A 15634-nucleotide genomic window follows, 5' to 3' on the forward strand; every position below is an offset into this window, starting at 1 on the left:
CCGGGGCCTCCGGAGTGGTAGCGGGGGCAGGATTCGAACCTGCGACCTCCGGGTTATGAGCCCGGCGAGCTACCGAACTGCTCCACCCCGCGTCGTGGTTAGTACTTTAGTCCGGCGGCCGTCGGGACCGCAAACCCAGGCGACGTGCCCTTCCTCACCACCAGTCGGCATGACCGACGACCGCGCCGAATCGACTCCCCGATGCGAGAGGCAGTGAACACGCGCACCCCGAGCTCTAGTCGAGTCGGAAGACCGTGCTCGGGATCTGGTAGCGATAGTAGACGCGTTGACACGCATGACAGGGCCCGACCAGGCTTCCACCCGGCTCACGAATCTTCACTGTCCGTACCAGGTCGTGTGCGGCGTCGGGTCCCACTTTGTCAACCGCATCGGCGAGCATCTTGTAGGCGGCGTCAACCTCATAACTCCACTTCGCGAAGGGACCACCGTTGCGTATCGCATTGTCTAGCCACGACTCGTACCAGCCGGTGAAGGAGGAGGCGACGGGCACCATCGAGCCATCGCACGCACGTGCGTCCAGCCAGACAATGTTCTCCGCAAGCTCAAGGACCCACTCCGCCCCGCATCCGGCATCGGCGAGATGCACCCATCCAGATTCCTCGCGTCGCACGTTCAGTCCGTAGCCGGGACCGGCCCCAGAGCTCGCAACGGTTGCCATGAAGCGGCGCATGTCCTCCGGAAGGTCGGCATCAGCGGGGGCGGTGTCTCCCAGCTGCATACCATGGGTGCGTCCCCCGAGCCACCAGGCCTCCGAGTCCGGGTTGTCGCGGCAATGCCGGAGCAGGTTCAGGGTGCTTTGCAGACCATCACGAGTCAGCGGGGGTGCGGGCTCCAGCGAGACGAGCAGAGCCCATTCGCGGAGCATGCGCACACCCGGCTCCGCGCTCGGCAACCGGCTCAGAACGGCGGTTGCCGCGGGCCAATCCGCTGCGCCGAGTTTCACCTCCGCACTGACGCGTGGGCCGACGGCCAAGAAAGTCCCGAGCGAGACGACGTCGTCGAGACGGGTCGCCGGAATGGTGCCCGATTCCAGTACTCGGCGTGTCAGCGCGCACGAACCGCCAAGTTCCGCGCGGAAGGAAGCGACCTCCTCCACGGGCACGTTGATGCCCCGGTCCAAACCGCCTGTGGTGATCCGGTAGCGTCTGCCCCCGACAGTCGCGTCATACTGCTCGACGTCGGGTGCGGGTGTGCGGATGCGTTCGGGATGCCCGAGAGCAGTCAGGAGGACGGGCCCGAAGGCGCAGGCCCAGTTGCATCCCGCAGCCACCACTGCCTCCAGGTCCGTGTCCCCATATCCGCTGGCGGTGACTAGCGCACCGCTGCGCCCCATCACGGCGCCACGAATACTCATCCATGCGAACGCACTTGCTGGCCTTCGCGGAATGATCGGTTCAACAAAGCAATCAATTGCGGGCAGCCCCGCACCGAGGTGAACGGTGACGCACTCACCCTCCTCGGTTACGGACGCGCCGTCGAAATGACGGGCGACGGTCTCGGCCAGAGTCCGGGATGGCGAAGGCATGACCTCGTGAGCGTCCATTCCTCTATTACAACAGACGTCGGCTTCAAGCATCCGACACCTGCGATTGCCGCCGGTATCCGCGCATCACTTGAGCCGGCGCCTACGAGATGAGGCTGGAACGGCCGGCGGGGAGAGGACATGCGTCCTCTCCCCGCCGTCACGCGGACGTCCGTGTCAGCCGCTCACCCCTGGGCGTCGAGCTGCTGCTGGGCGGCGACCGCCCGGTTCAGCGCCTCGGTCAGCCGGTCCTGGGCGTCGCCGTAGGCGGTCCAGTCCCCGTCCTGCATGGCCTGCTCGGCGTCGTCCATGGCGGTCTGCGCGTCCGACAGGGCCGTGGACAGGTCGGCGGCCGGATCGCCGGAACCGGTCGGAGCGGTGCTGGCGTTTGCGTCGGCGGTCGCCTCCGGCGTGGCCGCCGCACTCGCCTGCTCGGTCGGCGCAGCGGTGGGCACGGCCTGGTCGGCGCCTTCTTGGGCCTCCGCCGAGGTGTCGTTGGCGGCTGCGGCATCGCCGTCGACGGCCTCCTCCCCGGTGGTGGCGCCCGAGTCGCCGCCGAACACCTGGTCCAGCGCCTCGGACAGGGTCTCGGCGAAGCCGACCTGGTCGCCGAAGGAGACCAGCACCTCGCGCAGCAGCGGGTACTGCGTGCCGGAGGAGGCCTGCACGTAGACCGGCTGGACGTACAGCAGTCCGCCGCCCACCGGCAGGGTCAGCAGGTTGCCGCGGATGACCTCCGAGCCCTGCTGCGAGAGCAGGTTCAGCACCTGGGAGACGGTGGCGTTGGAGTTGAAGTTGTTCTGCACCTGCCCGGGTCCGGACACGTTCGATGAGCGTGGCAGTTCCAGCAGCCGCAGCTTGCCGTAGTCGGGATTGCGTCCGCCGTCCTCACCACCGGCGGTCTCGGAGTCCACGGCGAGGAAGCCGGTGAGCACGTTGCGGTCGGTGTTGCCGCCGATGATGTAGACGCTGGACAGGGAGAAGGTCGCCTCGTCCTGGTCGGGCATCTTCAGCGTCAGGTAGTAGGGGGCCTGCGCGTCGTCGCCGGACTTGGTCGGGTCGTCGGGCACCTTCCAGAAGTCGCCGCCGGAGTAGAAGTCCTCCGGGTCGGTGACGTGGTAGTTGGCCAGCACGGTGCGCTGCACCTTGAACAGGTCCTCCGGGTAGCGCATGTGCGCCATCAGGTCGCTGCTCATCTCGCTCATCGGGGTGACCGAGCCGGGGAAGACCGCCTTCCAGGCGGCCAGGATCGGGTCGTCCTGGTCCCACTCGTACAGGGTCACGGAGCCGTCGTAGGCGTCGACGACGGCCTTGACCGAGTTGCGCACGTAGTTGGACTCCTCCGGGGCTCCCAACAGCGCGGACTCGGAGGTCGCGTCGCTCATCGTGTCCTCCAGCGACTCGTGCTGGGAGTACGGGTAGTTGTTGGTGGTGGTGTAGCCGTCGAGGATCCACACGACCCGCTTGGGGGTGGAGGCGTCGTCGTCATCGTCAACCACCGCCGGATAGGGGCTGCCGTCCAGGGTGAGCCACGGGGCCACCTCGGCGACCCGGTCCGCGGGGTTGCGGTTGTACAGGATCTGTGACCCGCTGCGCACCTCCTGGGAGAACAGGATGTTCATCTCCTGGAAGCGCACGGCGTACAGCAACCGGTTCCAGGGGTTGGACACGTCCGGGCCGCCGTCACCGGTGAAGGTGGTGTTGACCTGACCGGACTCGGCCGCATCATCGGGGTAGTCGAGCTCGCGCGGGTTGCCGCCGTCGTCGCCCCCCACGATGGAGTACGACGGCGAGGCCTGGCCGAAGTAGATGCGCGGCTCGTACTCCCCCAGGTCACCGACCGAGGGGATCCCGCCCTCCCAGAAGGAGGGGTAGCCGCCGGAGGCGACGGTATTGCCGTAGGCGGTGACCACGCCGTAGCCGTGTGTGTAGACGGTGTGCTCGTTGACCCAGGTCCGCTGGTCGGCGCCCAGACCGTCGAGGTTCAGCTCGCGCACTGCGATCACGGTGTCCCGGCTGGTTCCGTCGATGTTGTAGCGGTCGACGTTCAGCGAGGACGGGAAGGAGTAGTACTGCTTGTTCTGCTGCAACTGCCGGAAGGTCGGGGAGACCAGGTTCGGGTCCAGCAGGCGGATCGACGTCGTGGACTCGGCATCCTCCAGCAGCTGTCCGGCCTCGGCGGTGGTCTTGGCGTCGTAATTGCTGGTTTCGATGTCGTCAAGCCCGTACGCGGTGAGTGTGGCCTTGATGTTGCGGTCGATGTAGGCCGCCTCCTCCCGTTGCGCGTTGGGATTGACCACGAATCTCTGAATAACGGCCGGGTAGGCGGTGCCGATCAGCAGCGCCGAGACGATCATGACGGCGACGCCGGTGATCGGCAGCCGCCAGGAGCTGGTTCGCACGGAGAACAGGAACAGCAGTGCCACCACCACGCTGATCGCCGCCAGAATCGCGCTGGCGGGGATGGAGGCGTTGACGGTGGTGTAGCCCGCCCCGTCGAACTTCGAGTTGGAGGCGTACAGGGCGGAGTAGCGTCCCAGCCAGTAGGAGCCGCCGCGCAGCAGCGCGAACAGGGCCAGGAACACCGTCATGTGGATGCGGGCCGCGCGGGTGAAGTGCGGGGTGCGGGACACGGAAATGCCGCCGTACAGGTAGTGGACCACCACGGAGCAGATGCCCGCGAACACCACCACCCGCGTCAGGTAGGACACCACCAGTTGCAGTATCGGCAGGATGAACACGTAGAACGACACGTCCAGTCCGAACTGCGGGTCCGTGGTTCCGAAGGACTGGGCATTTAGGGCGAGCAGCACCTCCCGCCAGCGGGGAGCGACGTCCCAGGCCGAGCTGATCAGGGCCAGCACCGCCGGCACGATCCACGTCAGCTGCCGCTGCATGGGCTCAACCGCAGAGCGGTAGGCCTCCAGGTTGCGGGTCGCCTCATCCCGCGGCAGGCCGATCTCGCGAGCGCGGTACGCCAACCGTATGGCCGCGAAGACGGCGAAGAACATAATGACGAAGCCGATCACGAACATGGCGCCCGCGGCGATCCACTGGGTCCAGATCACCCGGGAGTAGCCCAGCTGGCTGAACCAGAGCACTTCCGTCCAGGTGCGTGACAGGAACCCGATGACGATGGCCAGCAGGGCGAGGATGCCGATGGTCAGCCCCAATGGCCCAGGGCGACGGCGCCCCCCGGCCCCGCTTCTGCGGACAGGCGGGGTGGCGGAACCCGAACCGCCGCCGGGACGCCGATGCCGCCGCGGCACGCCGCCCGCGGCGCTGCGCTGCCGGGAGGCGCCCAGGCCGAACAGGGCGGAGGGGTCAAAGGCCGCGGCGAAGGGACCGGACTCCTCGGGCTCGTCCGCGTCGTCGTCCCCGGTGTCGTCCGGCTCGTGGGGCGACGACGACGTCCCCGCGCCATCGCTCGCGCCGCGGCGGATGAACGGGTCTTCAGGGCTGTCGGACTGGAAGAAGCCGCCGCGTACGCGGTCATCGCGGCTGCCAGTCTCGGAGGAGTCGGCGGAACCGGACTCGTCGTCGGGCTTGTCGATAGGATCGTCGTCGGGCCTGGTGCTCACGCTCACGCTCCGTGTCGTTCCGTGTCATTGTGCGTGCGCACTGGGCGCACAGCGGCCGGCGCCGGTGGCGCCACCGCGGCCCATCGTTGCACAGGTCACGTCGACCTCACAAAATTCAGTCCATCCATAGGTGTCGCTGCGCCGGCTCTAAGCAACGGCGGCTATTTCACGCGGGTACGTAGTCGCCCATTTGTGGGGCCGCCGGGCCGCTGCGATCCCCAACCGGTGGGTGATGAGACGATGAGGTCATGAGCGATCAGTTGCCCCCGGCCACCTCCCCCAACGCGACCACGCCACGCCAGGCCGCCCTCGTGCGTCTTGTCGCCCAGCTTGAGGAACATGTGGCTCGGGCCGGCTGGGACGCGCCCGTCGGCGTCTTCGCGCTGGTGCGCACGGCGTCCGCGCTGGAGCAGGACCCCGCCCTGGAGCGGATGCTCGATGCTGCCGCGCTCGCCGAGGCCCGTACCGACCCGGAGGCGCTGACTGCGATCGAGCAGGGGGACCTCCCACCCGCGAACAGCCTGGAGGAGCTGTTGGCGGGCATCGTCTGGCCGGATGAGGTCGATGGCACGGCCGTGGCCACGGAACGCGTGGTACTGCCCGCCGCGGCGGAGCAGGCGGCGGCAGCGATCGAGGACCCGCAGGAGCGCGCCACCTACCTCATGTCCCGGCCGGACCGGGATGACGTGCGCATGGTCGTGGGCGTGCTGCGCTCCGGGGAGTCCTGGTGCGCCGTGCGCGCCCGCTCGCATGACTCGGCCTGCGAGGTAGCGGGTGGTGCCGATCTGGTGCCCGGCCTGGTGGAGGCGCTGCGCCGCACGCTGCAGTAGCCGCGCCGCCCGAACCGGCACCATCGCGACCGGCCTCAGCGGCAGCGGATATTGCTACCGACCTCGGCGAGTCTCAGGCGCCGGGTTCGTCAGCGGAGTCGTCGCCGGGGTCGTCGTCGGAGCGGTCGGTGTCCTGGGCCCCGGGGCCCGCGTCGGCATCCTTGGCGCCGTCGGCGTAGCCGAGCGTGCCGTCCAGCAGCGAGGCCAGGTCGGCATCCATCTGTGCATCCATCTCCTGGGCGGCGCGCCGCATGGTCAGGAAGTCGTCGGGGTGTGCCAGTTCGGCCGCCGTCGGCACCACGTCGGGGTGACGCCAGAAGGCGTCCCGCTCGGCATCCCCCAACTCCGCACCCAGCTTCTCCCACAACCGGGCGGCCTCGCGCACGCGCCGGGGCCGGAACTCCAGGCCGATCAGCCGGGAGAAGACCTGCTCGGCCGGCCCGCCCTGGACGCGGCGGCGGCGCACCATCTCGCGCAGCGCGACGGCGAGCGGCAGGTGGGGGGCCAGGGCGCGGGCGGATACGACCTCGACCCACCCCTCGACCAGCGCCAGCAGCGTCTCCAGGTTCTCCAGGGCCTCCTTCTGCGCGTCCGTCTCCTGCGGGGCGAACATGCCCGACTCCAGGGCCGCACGGATGGCCTCGGGATCGTTCGGATCGACCTGGGCAACCGCCTGCTCGACGGCGTCGACGTCGATGACGATGCCGCGCGCATAGGCCTCGACGGCGGCGAGCAACTGGCTGCGCAGCCAGGGCACGTGGGCGTATAGGCGGGCGGCGGCGGCCTCCCGGACCGCCAGGAACAGCCGCACCTGCTCGGCATCCGCCTCCAGTTCGGCGGCGAATGCGGCCACATTGGTGGGCACGAGCGCGGTGCCGGGCTCACGGGTCAGGGGCAGGCCGACGTCGGTGGCGGCCACCGCCTCTCGCCCGAGCTCGCCGATGGCTTGGCCCAGCTGCAGGCCGAAGGCGGTGCCGGCCATGGAGCGCATGAGTTTGCCCAGCGCACCCATCTGGGCGGCCGCGGCGTCGGAGTCGGACAGTCGGCCGATCTGGTGCTCCAGGGCGTCGGCGAGCGCGGAGGTGGCGGCGTCGGCGACCGGGGCGCACACGTCCTTCCACACGGGCAGGGTGCGCTCCACCCACTGGGAGCGGCTCCAGGCCTCGCGCGGCCCCGGGGCGGGCATGAAGTCGGTGGCGGCGTCGAGCCAGAGATCCGCGACCGCCAGAGCGCTGCGGGTCTGCTCGGCCTCGGCGGCGGTGACCACCGGGTCGCCGTCGCTGCGGACGGTACGCAGGGCCAGGTCCTGCCCCATGTTCCAGTTGACGGCGCCGGTGCCCGCACCGGTGAACAGCTGCTGCATCTGTGCCTGCAGACCGCCCAACTGGGCCGGGGTGAGTTTAGACAGGTCTCCCATGCCGCTCATTTGTGCCAGCTGGTTGGGGTCTACGCCGGAGGCCCGCAACGCACCCACCGCGTCGGCCGCCATCTGTGGGCCGAACATGGCGGCGAGCATCTGCTCGATCTCCTCGAAGGGGTCCTCGCTCATGGGTTCCTCTCGGTGATTCCGGCGCGTGTGCGCCGCTGCCCGGGCCGCGGGGCGGCCGCCTGGTGGAAACACCCCGATCATGTCATCCATTCCTGTGGGCGGCCACGTTCCACCGCGGATCCCCAGCCGGGCATAGGCCGACGGTCGCGCGCTTCTCAGGAATCCGGGTCATGATGACCCCCGTGACGCAACGCCCTTCCGACACCCCCGACGCCGACGCCTCCACCGAGGCCGCCCCGGAACCCGACTCGCCAACCGCCCCCGCCGAGGACACCGGCGCTGCCGGCGGCCAGGCCGGCTTCCGGCGGATCTTCCGCGGCCGCCGCCGGGCCCGGCTGCTAGCCGGCCTGGCGGTGGTGGTGGCACTCGTGGTGGCGGGCGCCACGGTACCGATCAACAAGGTCATTCAGGCGCCCGGCCCCACCTGGAACGTCCTGGCCGACACCTCCGACGGCGCCGACCAGGACCTGCTGACCGTCACCGGCACCGACACCTATGACACCACCGGCGCCCTGCGTATGACCACCGTGTCTGTATCCGGCTGCCCGGGCTACCCGGTCACCTTCTTCATGCTGGTGGACGCCTGGCTGAGCAGCGACAAGACCGTCCTGGACCGGGACCAGGTGTGTCCGGAGTCGCTGACGGCCGAACAGGTCGAGGAGGTCAACCAGGCCCAGATGACCAGCTCGCAGGACGCCGCCGTGGTCGCCGCACTCATGGAGACGGGCCAGGCCAGCCGCATGATCCTGACCGTTGCGGGCACCGCGGACGAGCAGGCCGGCGTCGGCGTCCAGGCCGGCGATGTACTGGAGTCGATCACCACCGCCGACGGCGAGACGACCACCATTACCTCCTATCCGCAGCTGCGGGAGTTGATGACCACGATTCCTCCGGGCACGCCCCTGACCCTGCGGGTGGACCGGGATGGCACCGACGTGGACGTGGAGCTGACCACCATCGACCCGCAGGACGCCGACGGGGACGGCGAGCCGGATTCGGAGGGGTCGCTGCTGGGGCTGAGCCTGTCCGCCCGGGCCGACTCCGACGTGGAGGCCTCCTTCGGCCTGTCCGACGTGGGCGGTCCCAGCGCCGGCACCATCTTCGCCCTGGGCATCATCGACGAGATCACCCCCGGCGACCTGACCGGCGGCAAGGACATCGCCGGCACCGGCACCATTGCCGTCGACGGCACGGTCGGCGCGATCGGCGGAATCAAGCAGAAGATGGCGGGCGCGCAGCAGGACGGGTCGGACTACTTCCTGGCTCCGGCCGCCAACTGCAACGAGGTGGTGGGCAACGTGCCCGACGGCCTGGAGGTGTACGCGGTGGGCACACTGCACGAGGCGGTTCGTACGGTTGAGGCAATCGCCGACGACGACACCTCCGACCTGCTGACCTGCGAGGCCGTGCTCGCGGGCGACTGAGCCCGCTCCCGGGGAGGTTTTCCACAGGTCGCCCGCTCCGGCTGGCGGGCCTGCGGGGGCCGTGCCATGCTGGAGCCGATGCCGCCGGCGCCGGTGCCGGCGGGGGCAGACAGGAGCACCCATGCGTATCCGCGGCCACTCCCCCATCCTGTGGCGCGCCCCCGGGGAGACTCAGATCGGCGCCGAGCCAGGGCACGCCACGATCCTGTCGGGGCTGACCAACGCGGAGCAACTGCTGCTCGACCGGCTGCCGGAGGAGATCCGGCCCGCCGGCATCTACCGCGCCGCCCGCTGGAGCCGGGTGCCGCTGGAACGGGCGCGCGAGATCGTGCGCGAACTGCGCGAAATCGGCATTATCGACGCCTCCCCCGAAGCCACGGACGACGCCGACACGCTCTACTGGGACCGGCTCGCCGTCGACGCGGCCGAGCGGTCCGCCATGCTGCGGGCGAGCAGCGTGGGGCTGCTGGGCGGTGGGAATCTGGCCCGGGAGATCATCCGCCTGCTGGTGGAGGCCGGGGTGGTGACCATCCTGCCCGACGACGAGGCGCTGGCCGACTGGGCGGCCGACCTGTCCCCCGCGGTGCGTACCCGGGCCCCGCTGGACCTGCGTCCGGACGTGGTCGTCTCCCTGAGCGGGCACGTCGTCGACCCGATACGCTCCCGCGACCTGGCGCGGGCGGGCATCACCCATCTGCCGGTGGTGGTGCGGGAGGTGAGCGTGCGGGTGGGGCCGTTGGTGGCCGAGCACTCAGCGGTGTGCACCACCTGCCTGGACCTGTGGGCGCGGGACGCCGACCCCTGTTGGCCGGCCCTGGCCACGCAGCTGCGACTGCTGCCGGCCCCGGTGTTGGAGCGACTGCTGCTGCATCAGGCGGCGGCGCTGGCGGCGCGGGCGGTGATCGACGTCGTCACCGGGCGCGGGCCGCTGTGGGAGGGACGCAGCGTGGAGCTGTCCGCGGCCGATCCCGCGGGGGTGGAGCGGCACTGGCGGCCCCACCCCGACTGCCTGTGCAGTCGGCTGGCCGTAGGACCCACGGGCGCGGGGGACGCTAGCGATGCGCCGGAGGCGGTCGGCGACCCCGCCGACGCGGATGGTTTCTCCTCCTTGGAACTAGAGGCGTACCGGCCCTAGAGACATGAACGGGGCGCGTGCTACTCCCCGGCGCCGAACTCGCGCACGATGCGCAACACGTCGGGCCCGTACTCCTTGAGTTTTACCGCCCCCACTCCCCGGATCAGGGACAGCTGGGGCAGCACGGCGGGCTTGACGATGGCGATCGAGCGCAGGGTGGCATCGGCGAACACGGTGTAGGCGGGCTTGGACGCGTCCTTGGCCACCTGGGCCCGCCAGGCGCGCAGTTGTTCGAACAGGGCCACGGTGGCCGGATCGTTCTCAGCCTCGAATTCGGCGGCGGCCTGCTTGGCGCGGGCGCGCGACCCGCCGCCGGCGCCGGAGCGCCGACCGGCGGGCCCATCGACGTCGGTGGGCCAGATACCGTCCAGGAAGCGGGAGGGCTTGCGGGAGGCGCGGCCGCCGGGGTTGCGGGCGCGCGCATAGGAGATGACCAGGTGTTCGCGGGCGCGGGTGACGCCCACATACAGCAGGCGCCGCTCCTCCTCGACCGCGGCGGGCCCCTCCGCCAAGGAGATCGGCAGCAGCCCCTCGCAGGCGCCGATCAGCAGCACCGCATCCCATTCGAGTCCCTTGGCGGCGTGCAGGGAGGACAAGGTGACGCCGTCGACGGTGGGGGCGTTCTGGGCGTCCGCACGGGCGGCGAGTTCGGCCACCAGGCCGTCCAGGTCGGTGCCGCGCCGCTCGCCGAGCTGGTCGGCCAGTTCCACGATCGCGTTCAGGGAGTCCCAGCGCTCGCGCAGGGCGCCACGGGTGGCGGGCGGCTGCTCGCTCCAGCCCTCCCGGGCCAACACCATGCGGGCGTCCGCGCCCGGATCCCCGGTGAGCTCGGCGCGTTCGGTGCGGGCGGCGGCCCGCAGCAGCACCATGGCGCGCTTGACCTCCTCGCGTTCGAAGAAGCGCTCCCCGCCGCGCACCAGGTAGCCGATGCCGGCGTCGGCCAGCGCCTGCTCAACCACCTCGGACTGGGAGTTGGTGCGGTACAGGACGGCGATCTCCGACAGCGGCACACCGGCCGCCTGGAGCCGCTGCACCTGGGCGACCACCCCGGCGGCCTCGGTGACGTCGTCGTCGTAGGCCTCGAAGCGCACCGCGGGGCCGGAGGGCCGCTGCGCCTGGAGTTGCACCGCCCCGGCGGGCAGGGCGAGTGCCCCGGCGCCGCGCCGCGAGCGCGACAGCACCCGGTTGGCCAGGGACACCACCTGCGGGGTGGAGCGGTAGTCGCGGGTCAGCCGCACGGTGCGGGCGCCGTCGTAGCGGGAGGCGAAACCGGTGAGGTATTCGGGGGTGGCGCCGGTGAAGGAGTAGATGGTCTGGGACACGTCACCGACCACGCACAGTTGGCGGCGGCGCCCGAGCCACAGGTCCAGCAGCCGCTGTTGGAGCGGGGAGACGTCCTGATACTCGTCGACCACGAAGTGCTTGTACTGGCCGCGGATCTGGGCGGCGATGTCCTCGCGATCCTTAAGGATGCCGACCATGAGCAGCAGCACGTCCTCGAAGTCGATCACGCCCCGCTCGGCCTTGACCTCCTCGTAGACGGCCAGCAGCTGGGCGACGGTGGCCGGGTCGAGGTCACCCACCCCGACGCGGCCCTGGGCGGCGGCCGCCTGGGCGTAGTCCTCCGGGAGGGTCATGGTGACCTTGGCCCATTCGACCTCCGCGGCCAGGTCGCGGATCAGGGCCCGGTCCGCGGACAGGCCCAGGCGGTGGGCGGCGGTGCCGACCAGGCGGCCCTTGTACCGCTCGATCTCGTGGCGGCGCCCGCCGATGGCGGTGGGCCAGAAGTAGGTCAGCTGCCGCAGGGCGGCGGAGTGGAAGGTGCGGGCCTGAACCCCGGGCACACCCAGGTCCGTCAAGCGCGAACGCATCTCCCCGGCGGCGCGGGCGGTGAAGGTGACGGCCAGGACCTGGGTGGGCTGGTAGGCGCCCACCGCCACCCCGTGGGCGATCCGGTAGGTGATCGCCCGGGTCTTGCCGGTACCGGCGCCGGCCAACACGCACAGGGCCCCCTCCAAGTGCTCGGCGACCTGCCGCTGGTCGGGGTCGAGGGCGTCGAGCAGTTGGGCGGGGGTGGGCAGGGCGCCGGGCGTGCCCGCAGGGCGCGGGGCGTCGGGTGCCGGGGCGTGGTCGTTCATCACCGCCCAGCCTGCCACGCCGGGCCGACACGATTGACCGGCGCGGCCCGGACCGACCGTGGTGGCCCGGCCTCGGCCCGCGCGAGCAGGCGTTCAGCCGATGGGGCCGCCGTACCAGTCCTCGATCAGCATGCGGGCGATGGAGGTGGGGCCGGGCAGGACGACGGTGCCGGCGGCGATGGCGTCGGTGAGCTCGGCGCGGCTGAGGACCACCGCGTCGGTGACCTCGGCGCCGTCGGGGCGGGCCAGGTGCTCGCCGGGGGCCAGGCGGGCCCGGTAGCCGAGCATGAGGGAGCGGGGGAAAGGCCAGGGCTGGCTGGCGACGAACTCCACACCGGCAACCTTCAGCCCGGTCTCCTCGGCGACCTCGCGGACGACGGCGGCCTCCGCGGCCTCCCCCGCCTCCACGAAGCCGGCGACGGTGGAGTAGCGGTGGTGGTCCCAGGTGGCGCCGTGGACCAGGACGATGCGGTCGGCGTCGTCGGTGACGGCCATGATGACTGCGGGGTCGGTGCGGGGGAAGTCGAGGGCGCCGCAGCTGGTGCAGCGGCGGGCCCAGCCGGCCTGCACGATCTGGGTGCGGCCGCCGCACAGGGGGCAGAAGCCGGAGCGGGCGTGCCAGGCGGCCAGGGCGCTGGCGGGGGTGGCCAGGCCGGCGTCGTGGGCGTCCAGGTCGGCGCCGACGGCCCGCAGCGCGGACAGCGGGTAGCGGTCCAGGACGGCGCTGAGGGCCGGGTGGGGGTGTCCGGCGCCCTCGGCGTCGGTGGGTGAGGTGACGTCGTCGGTGGGGACGACGACGGCGAGCCAGGCGGCCCCGGCGGCGTCGCCGGTACCGGTGCCCTGCTCGCGCCCCAGGTAGAAGCAGGTCAGGCCGGTGACGTCGAGGTCCGCGGCGGTCAGGGGTGCGAGCCGGGGACGGGCGTCGGAGGAAGCGGTGCGGCCGGACCGCCAGACGGAGGCGTCGCGGTCGTGCGGTGCGGCGGGAGTGAGGCCGTCGTCGGGCAGGTTTGCGCCGATGGCCGGGGCGTCCAGGGCGATGCGGCCGCGGGCGTCCACCAGCAGTAGGCGGGTGGCGGGGTCGGCGGCGAGCGCGGCGATAAGGCCGGGCTGGCTGCGGCGGGAGGCGTCGCGGTCGGTGGTCGCCCGGGACAGGGAGCGGGCCACGGCCCGGGACGAGCGAGTCGGGGCAGGGGCTTCCGGGTCGTCAGGGACGGCGGGCTGGGGCGTGGAGGTCATGGGGGCAGCCTAGGCGCGGGCGGGGCGGATACGCTGCCCGCATGAGTTCCGGAACCGCCGCCGCACGCGTCTACCTCGACCATGCCGCCACGACGCCCGTGCGGGCGGAGGTGGCCGAGCAGGTGGCCCAAGACCTGGCCGATGGCCTGGGCGGGTGGGCGAATCCGGCGGCGCAACACGCCTCGGGACGCCGGGCCGGGGCGCTGTTGGCGCAGGCGCGGTCCCGGCTGGCGGCGGCGCTGAACGTGGACCCGCACGAGGTGATCTTCACCGGCGGTGGCACGGAGGCGGACGCGCTGGCGGTCGCCGGTCGGGTGCTGGCGGCCCGGGCCGCCGGAGTGGAGCGTCCGCGCGTGGTCACCTCCCCGATCGAGCATCCGGCGGTGCTGGACAGTGCGCGCACCGCGGCGGCGCAGTTGGGGGCCGAGCACGTGCCGCTGCCGGTCGACGGCGCCGGGCGGTTGGAGGCCGGTGCGCTCGAGCCGGCGCTGGCGGGCGGCGCCTGCCTGGTGAGCGTGATGGCGGCGAACAACGAGACCGGCCTGGTACAGGACCTGGCCGGGATCGTGGCGGCGGTGCGCGCCGCGACCGGCACCGACCGGCCCGGCACAGACGGGTACGTGCCCGTGCACACCGACGCGGTGGCCGCGGTGGGCCGGATACCGCTGGACTTTCACGGCTGGGGGCTGGATGCGCTGTCGCTGAGCGGGCACAAGCTCGGCGCGCCGGTCGGCGTCGGCGCCCTGGTCGCGCGGCGAGACTTCTCCCTGATGGCGCCGACGGGGGGCGGGCGCCAGGAGCGGGGGCTGCGCTCGGGCACACAGGACGTGGTCGGGGCGCGGGCGCTGGCGCTGGCAGTGGAGCTGACCGTGGCCGAGCGGGCGGCGGAGGCGACGCGGCTGGAGGCGCTGCGGACGCGCCTGCTGGCGGGGGCGACGGCGCTGGTGGGCGTGCACGCAACCCTGCCCGATGATGCGGCGCATCTGCCGGGCACGGCCCACCTGTGGGTTGAGGACGCCGACGCCGAGGCGCTGCTGATGGCGCTGGACATGGCGGGCATCGACGTGTCCGCCGGGTCGGCCTGCCATGCGGGTGTCTCCCGGCCGAGCCACGTGCTGCTGGCCATGGGCTACGGGGAGGAGGCGGCCCGGGCGACGCTGCGCTGCTCCATGGGCCGGGAGACGGGCGCCGAGGATGTGGAGCGCCTGCTGGCGGCCCTGCCCGACGCCGTTAACACCGCCCGCCGGGCGCGGACGCGGCGGGGCGCCGTGCACGCGTAGGCGGTTCACGCCGGGGCGGGCGCATAGGCTAGCGTCACCCGGCGCCCCAGCCGTCCAACACCCGACCGGAGGAGAGCACACCGTGGCCGCCTCTCAGCCCCCGCGCCAACGCGAGCATGCGCACGTGCCGAAGTATCAGGAGATCTACGAGTTCCTGCGCACTCGGATAGAGGACGGCACCTTCCCCTTCCGTTCCTTCCTGCCCAGCGAGAACCGGCTGAGCGCCGACTTCGCCACCACCCGCCCCACGGTGCGCAAGGCGGTGCAGTATCTGGGCTCGCAGGGTTACGTTCAGCCCATCCACGGCAAGGGCATCCAGGTGATCTACCGCCCTCGTTCGACGTCTCTGTTCTTCCTGTCCGGCATCGAGTCCCTGGCCGAGGCCGGCAGACGCATCGGCATCACGGTACGCACCGTGCTGCTGTCCGCAACGGTTGAAACCATTACCGACTCGGTGGCACAGGCCTCCGGCCTCACCGCGGACGCGCAGGTGCTGTACCTGCGCCGGCTACGGCTGCTGAACAACCGGCCCGCCATCATCGACCACAACCGGTTCCTGCGCTCGGTGGTCCCCGACATTCCCCGGGAAGCCGCAGAGACCTCCATCTACGCCTACCTGGAGAACGAACTGGGGGTGCATATCGCCACGGCCTCGCGCATGATCACCATCGAGGGGGCGGACGAGTTGGACCGCCGCCACCTGGACCTGGGCGGCCTGGACTGCGTGGGGGTTATGGAGTCGCTCGGCTTCGACTCTGGCGGGGTGCCGTTCGAATACACCCGCTCCCACCACGTCCCGCAGACCTTCGGCTTCGTCTCTGCGGCGCAGCGGCTGCCCGCCCAGCGGTGACGGCGTAGGCCGACGGCCCGGTCGGCGCGCACACAACGCGCGCCGACCGGGCCGCCAGGGGGCCGAGC

Annotated in this window: 10 protein-coding genes and 1 tRNA gene; 5 read left to right on the forward strand and 6 right to left on the reverse strand. The window is 71.6% G+C overall.

The genetic code is table 11. The features are described from left to right. Positions 1-15: 15 nt before the first annotated feature. The 3 genes from DRB06_RS03915 to DRB06_RS03925 form a co-directional block, all read right to left on the reverse strand. Positions 16-92 (reverse strand) — tRNA-Met (locus tag DRB06_RS03915). A gap of 143 nt (positions 93-235) precedes the next feature. Continuing rightward, a complete protein-coding gene (locus DRB06_RS03920; protein WP_258522131.1) occupies positions 236-1375 on the reverse strand; it encodes an SMI1/KNR4 family protein in 1140 nt (379 codons plus the stop codon). A 353-nt stretch (positions 1376-1728) separates the two neighbouring features. Then, the gene (locus DRB06_RS03925) at positions 1729-5124 is read right to left on the reverse strand and encodes a UPF0182 family protein (RefSeq protein ID WP_220092965.1); all 3396 of its coding nucleotides are present in this window, start codon (positions 5122-5124) and stop codon (positions 1729-1731) included. 248 nt (positions 5125-5372) lie between these two features. Here DRB06_RS03925 and DRB06_RS03930 point away from each other — a divergent pair, with 248 nt between their 5' ends. Then, the gene (locus DRB06_RS03930) at positions 5373-5954 is read left to right on the forward strand and encodes a PPA1309 family protein (protein WP_111819173.1); all 582 of its coding nucleotides are present in this window, start codon (positions 5373-5375) and stop codon (positions 5952-5954) included. A 73-nt stretch (positions 5955-6027) separates the two neighbouring features. Here the strand turns inward: DRB06_RS03930 and DRB06_RS03935 are convergent, their stop codons facing one another. Further along, on the reverse strand, positions 6028-7503 hold the full coding sequence (locus DRB06_RS03935; protein WP_111819174.1) for a zinc-dependent metalloprotease: 1476 nt from the start codon (positions 7501-7503) through the stop codon (positions 6028-6030). Between the two features lie 173 nt (positions 7504-7676). Here DRB06_RS03935 and DRB06_RS03940 point away from each other — a divergent pair, with 173 nt between their 5' ends. Together DRB06_RS03940 and DRB06_RS03945 are read left to right on the forward strand one after the other, a co-directional pair. Continuing rightward, complete coding sequence (locus DRB06_RS03940) at positions 7677-8927, forward strand: PDZ domain-containing protein (RefSeq protein ID WP_395994418.1); 1251 nt, start codon at positions 7677-7679, stop codon at positions 8925-8927. Positions 8928-9048: 121 nt separating this feature from the next. Then, positions 9049-10062, forward strand: a complete 1014-nt coding sequence (locus DRB06_RS03945; protein WP_258522132.1) for a thiamine biosynthesis protein ThiF — start codon at positions 9049-9051, stop codon at positions 10060-10062. Positions 10063-10082: 20 nt separating this feature from the next. Here DRB06_RS03945 and DRB06_RS03950 read toward each other — a convergent pair whose 3' ends face one another. Together DRB06_RS03950 and nudC are read right to left on the reverse strand one after the other, a co-directional pair. Then, positions 10083-12200: an ATP-dependent helicase gene (locus DRB06_RS03950; RefSeq protein WP_111819175.1), complete on the reverse strand. Its 2118-nt coding sequence runs from the start codon at positions 12198-12200 to the stop codon at positions 10083-10085. Between the two features lie 93 nt (positions 12201-12293). Then, on the reverse strand, positions 12294-13436 hold the full coding sequence (gene nudC / locus DRB06_RS03955) for an NAD(+) diphosphatase (RefSeq protein WP_111819176.1): 1143 nt from the start codon (positions 13434-13436) through the stop codon (positions 12294-12296). A 41-nt stretch (positions 13437-13477) separates the two neighbouring features. Between nudC and DRB06_RS03960 the strand changes: the two genes are divergently transcribed. After that, a complete protein-coding gene (locus tag DRB06_RS03960; protein ID WP_111819177.1) occupies positions 13478-14716 on the forward strand; it encodes a cysteine desulfurase family protein in 1239 nt (412 codons plus the stop codon). 82 nt (positions 14717-14798) lie between these two features. Beyond that, entirely contained in the window at positions 14799-15566 is a 768-nt protein-coding gene (locus DRB06_RS03965) for a UTRA domain-containing protein (RefSeq protein WP_234416147.1), read from the forward strand. Positions 15567-15634 lie beyond the last annotated feature (68 nt).

Source organism: Actinomyces sp. Z5 (assembly GCF_003287795.1).
Taxonomy (GTDB): domain Bacteria; phylum Actinomycetota; class Actinomycetes; order Actinomycetales; family Actinomycetaceae; genus Actinomyces; species Actinomyces glycerinitolerans.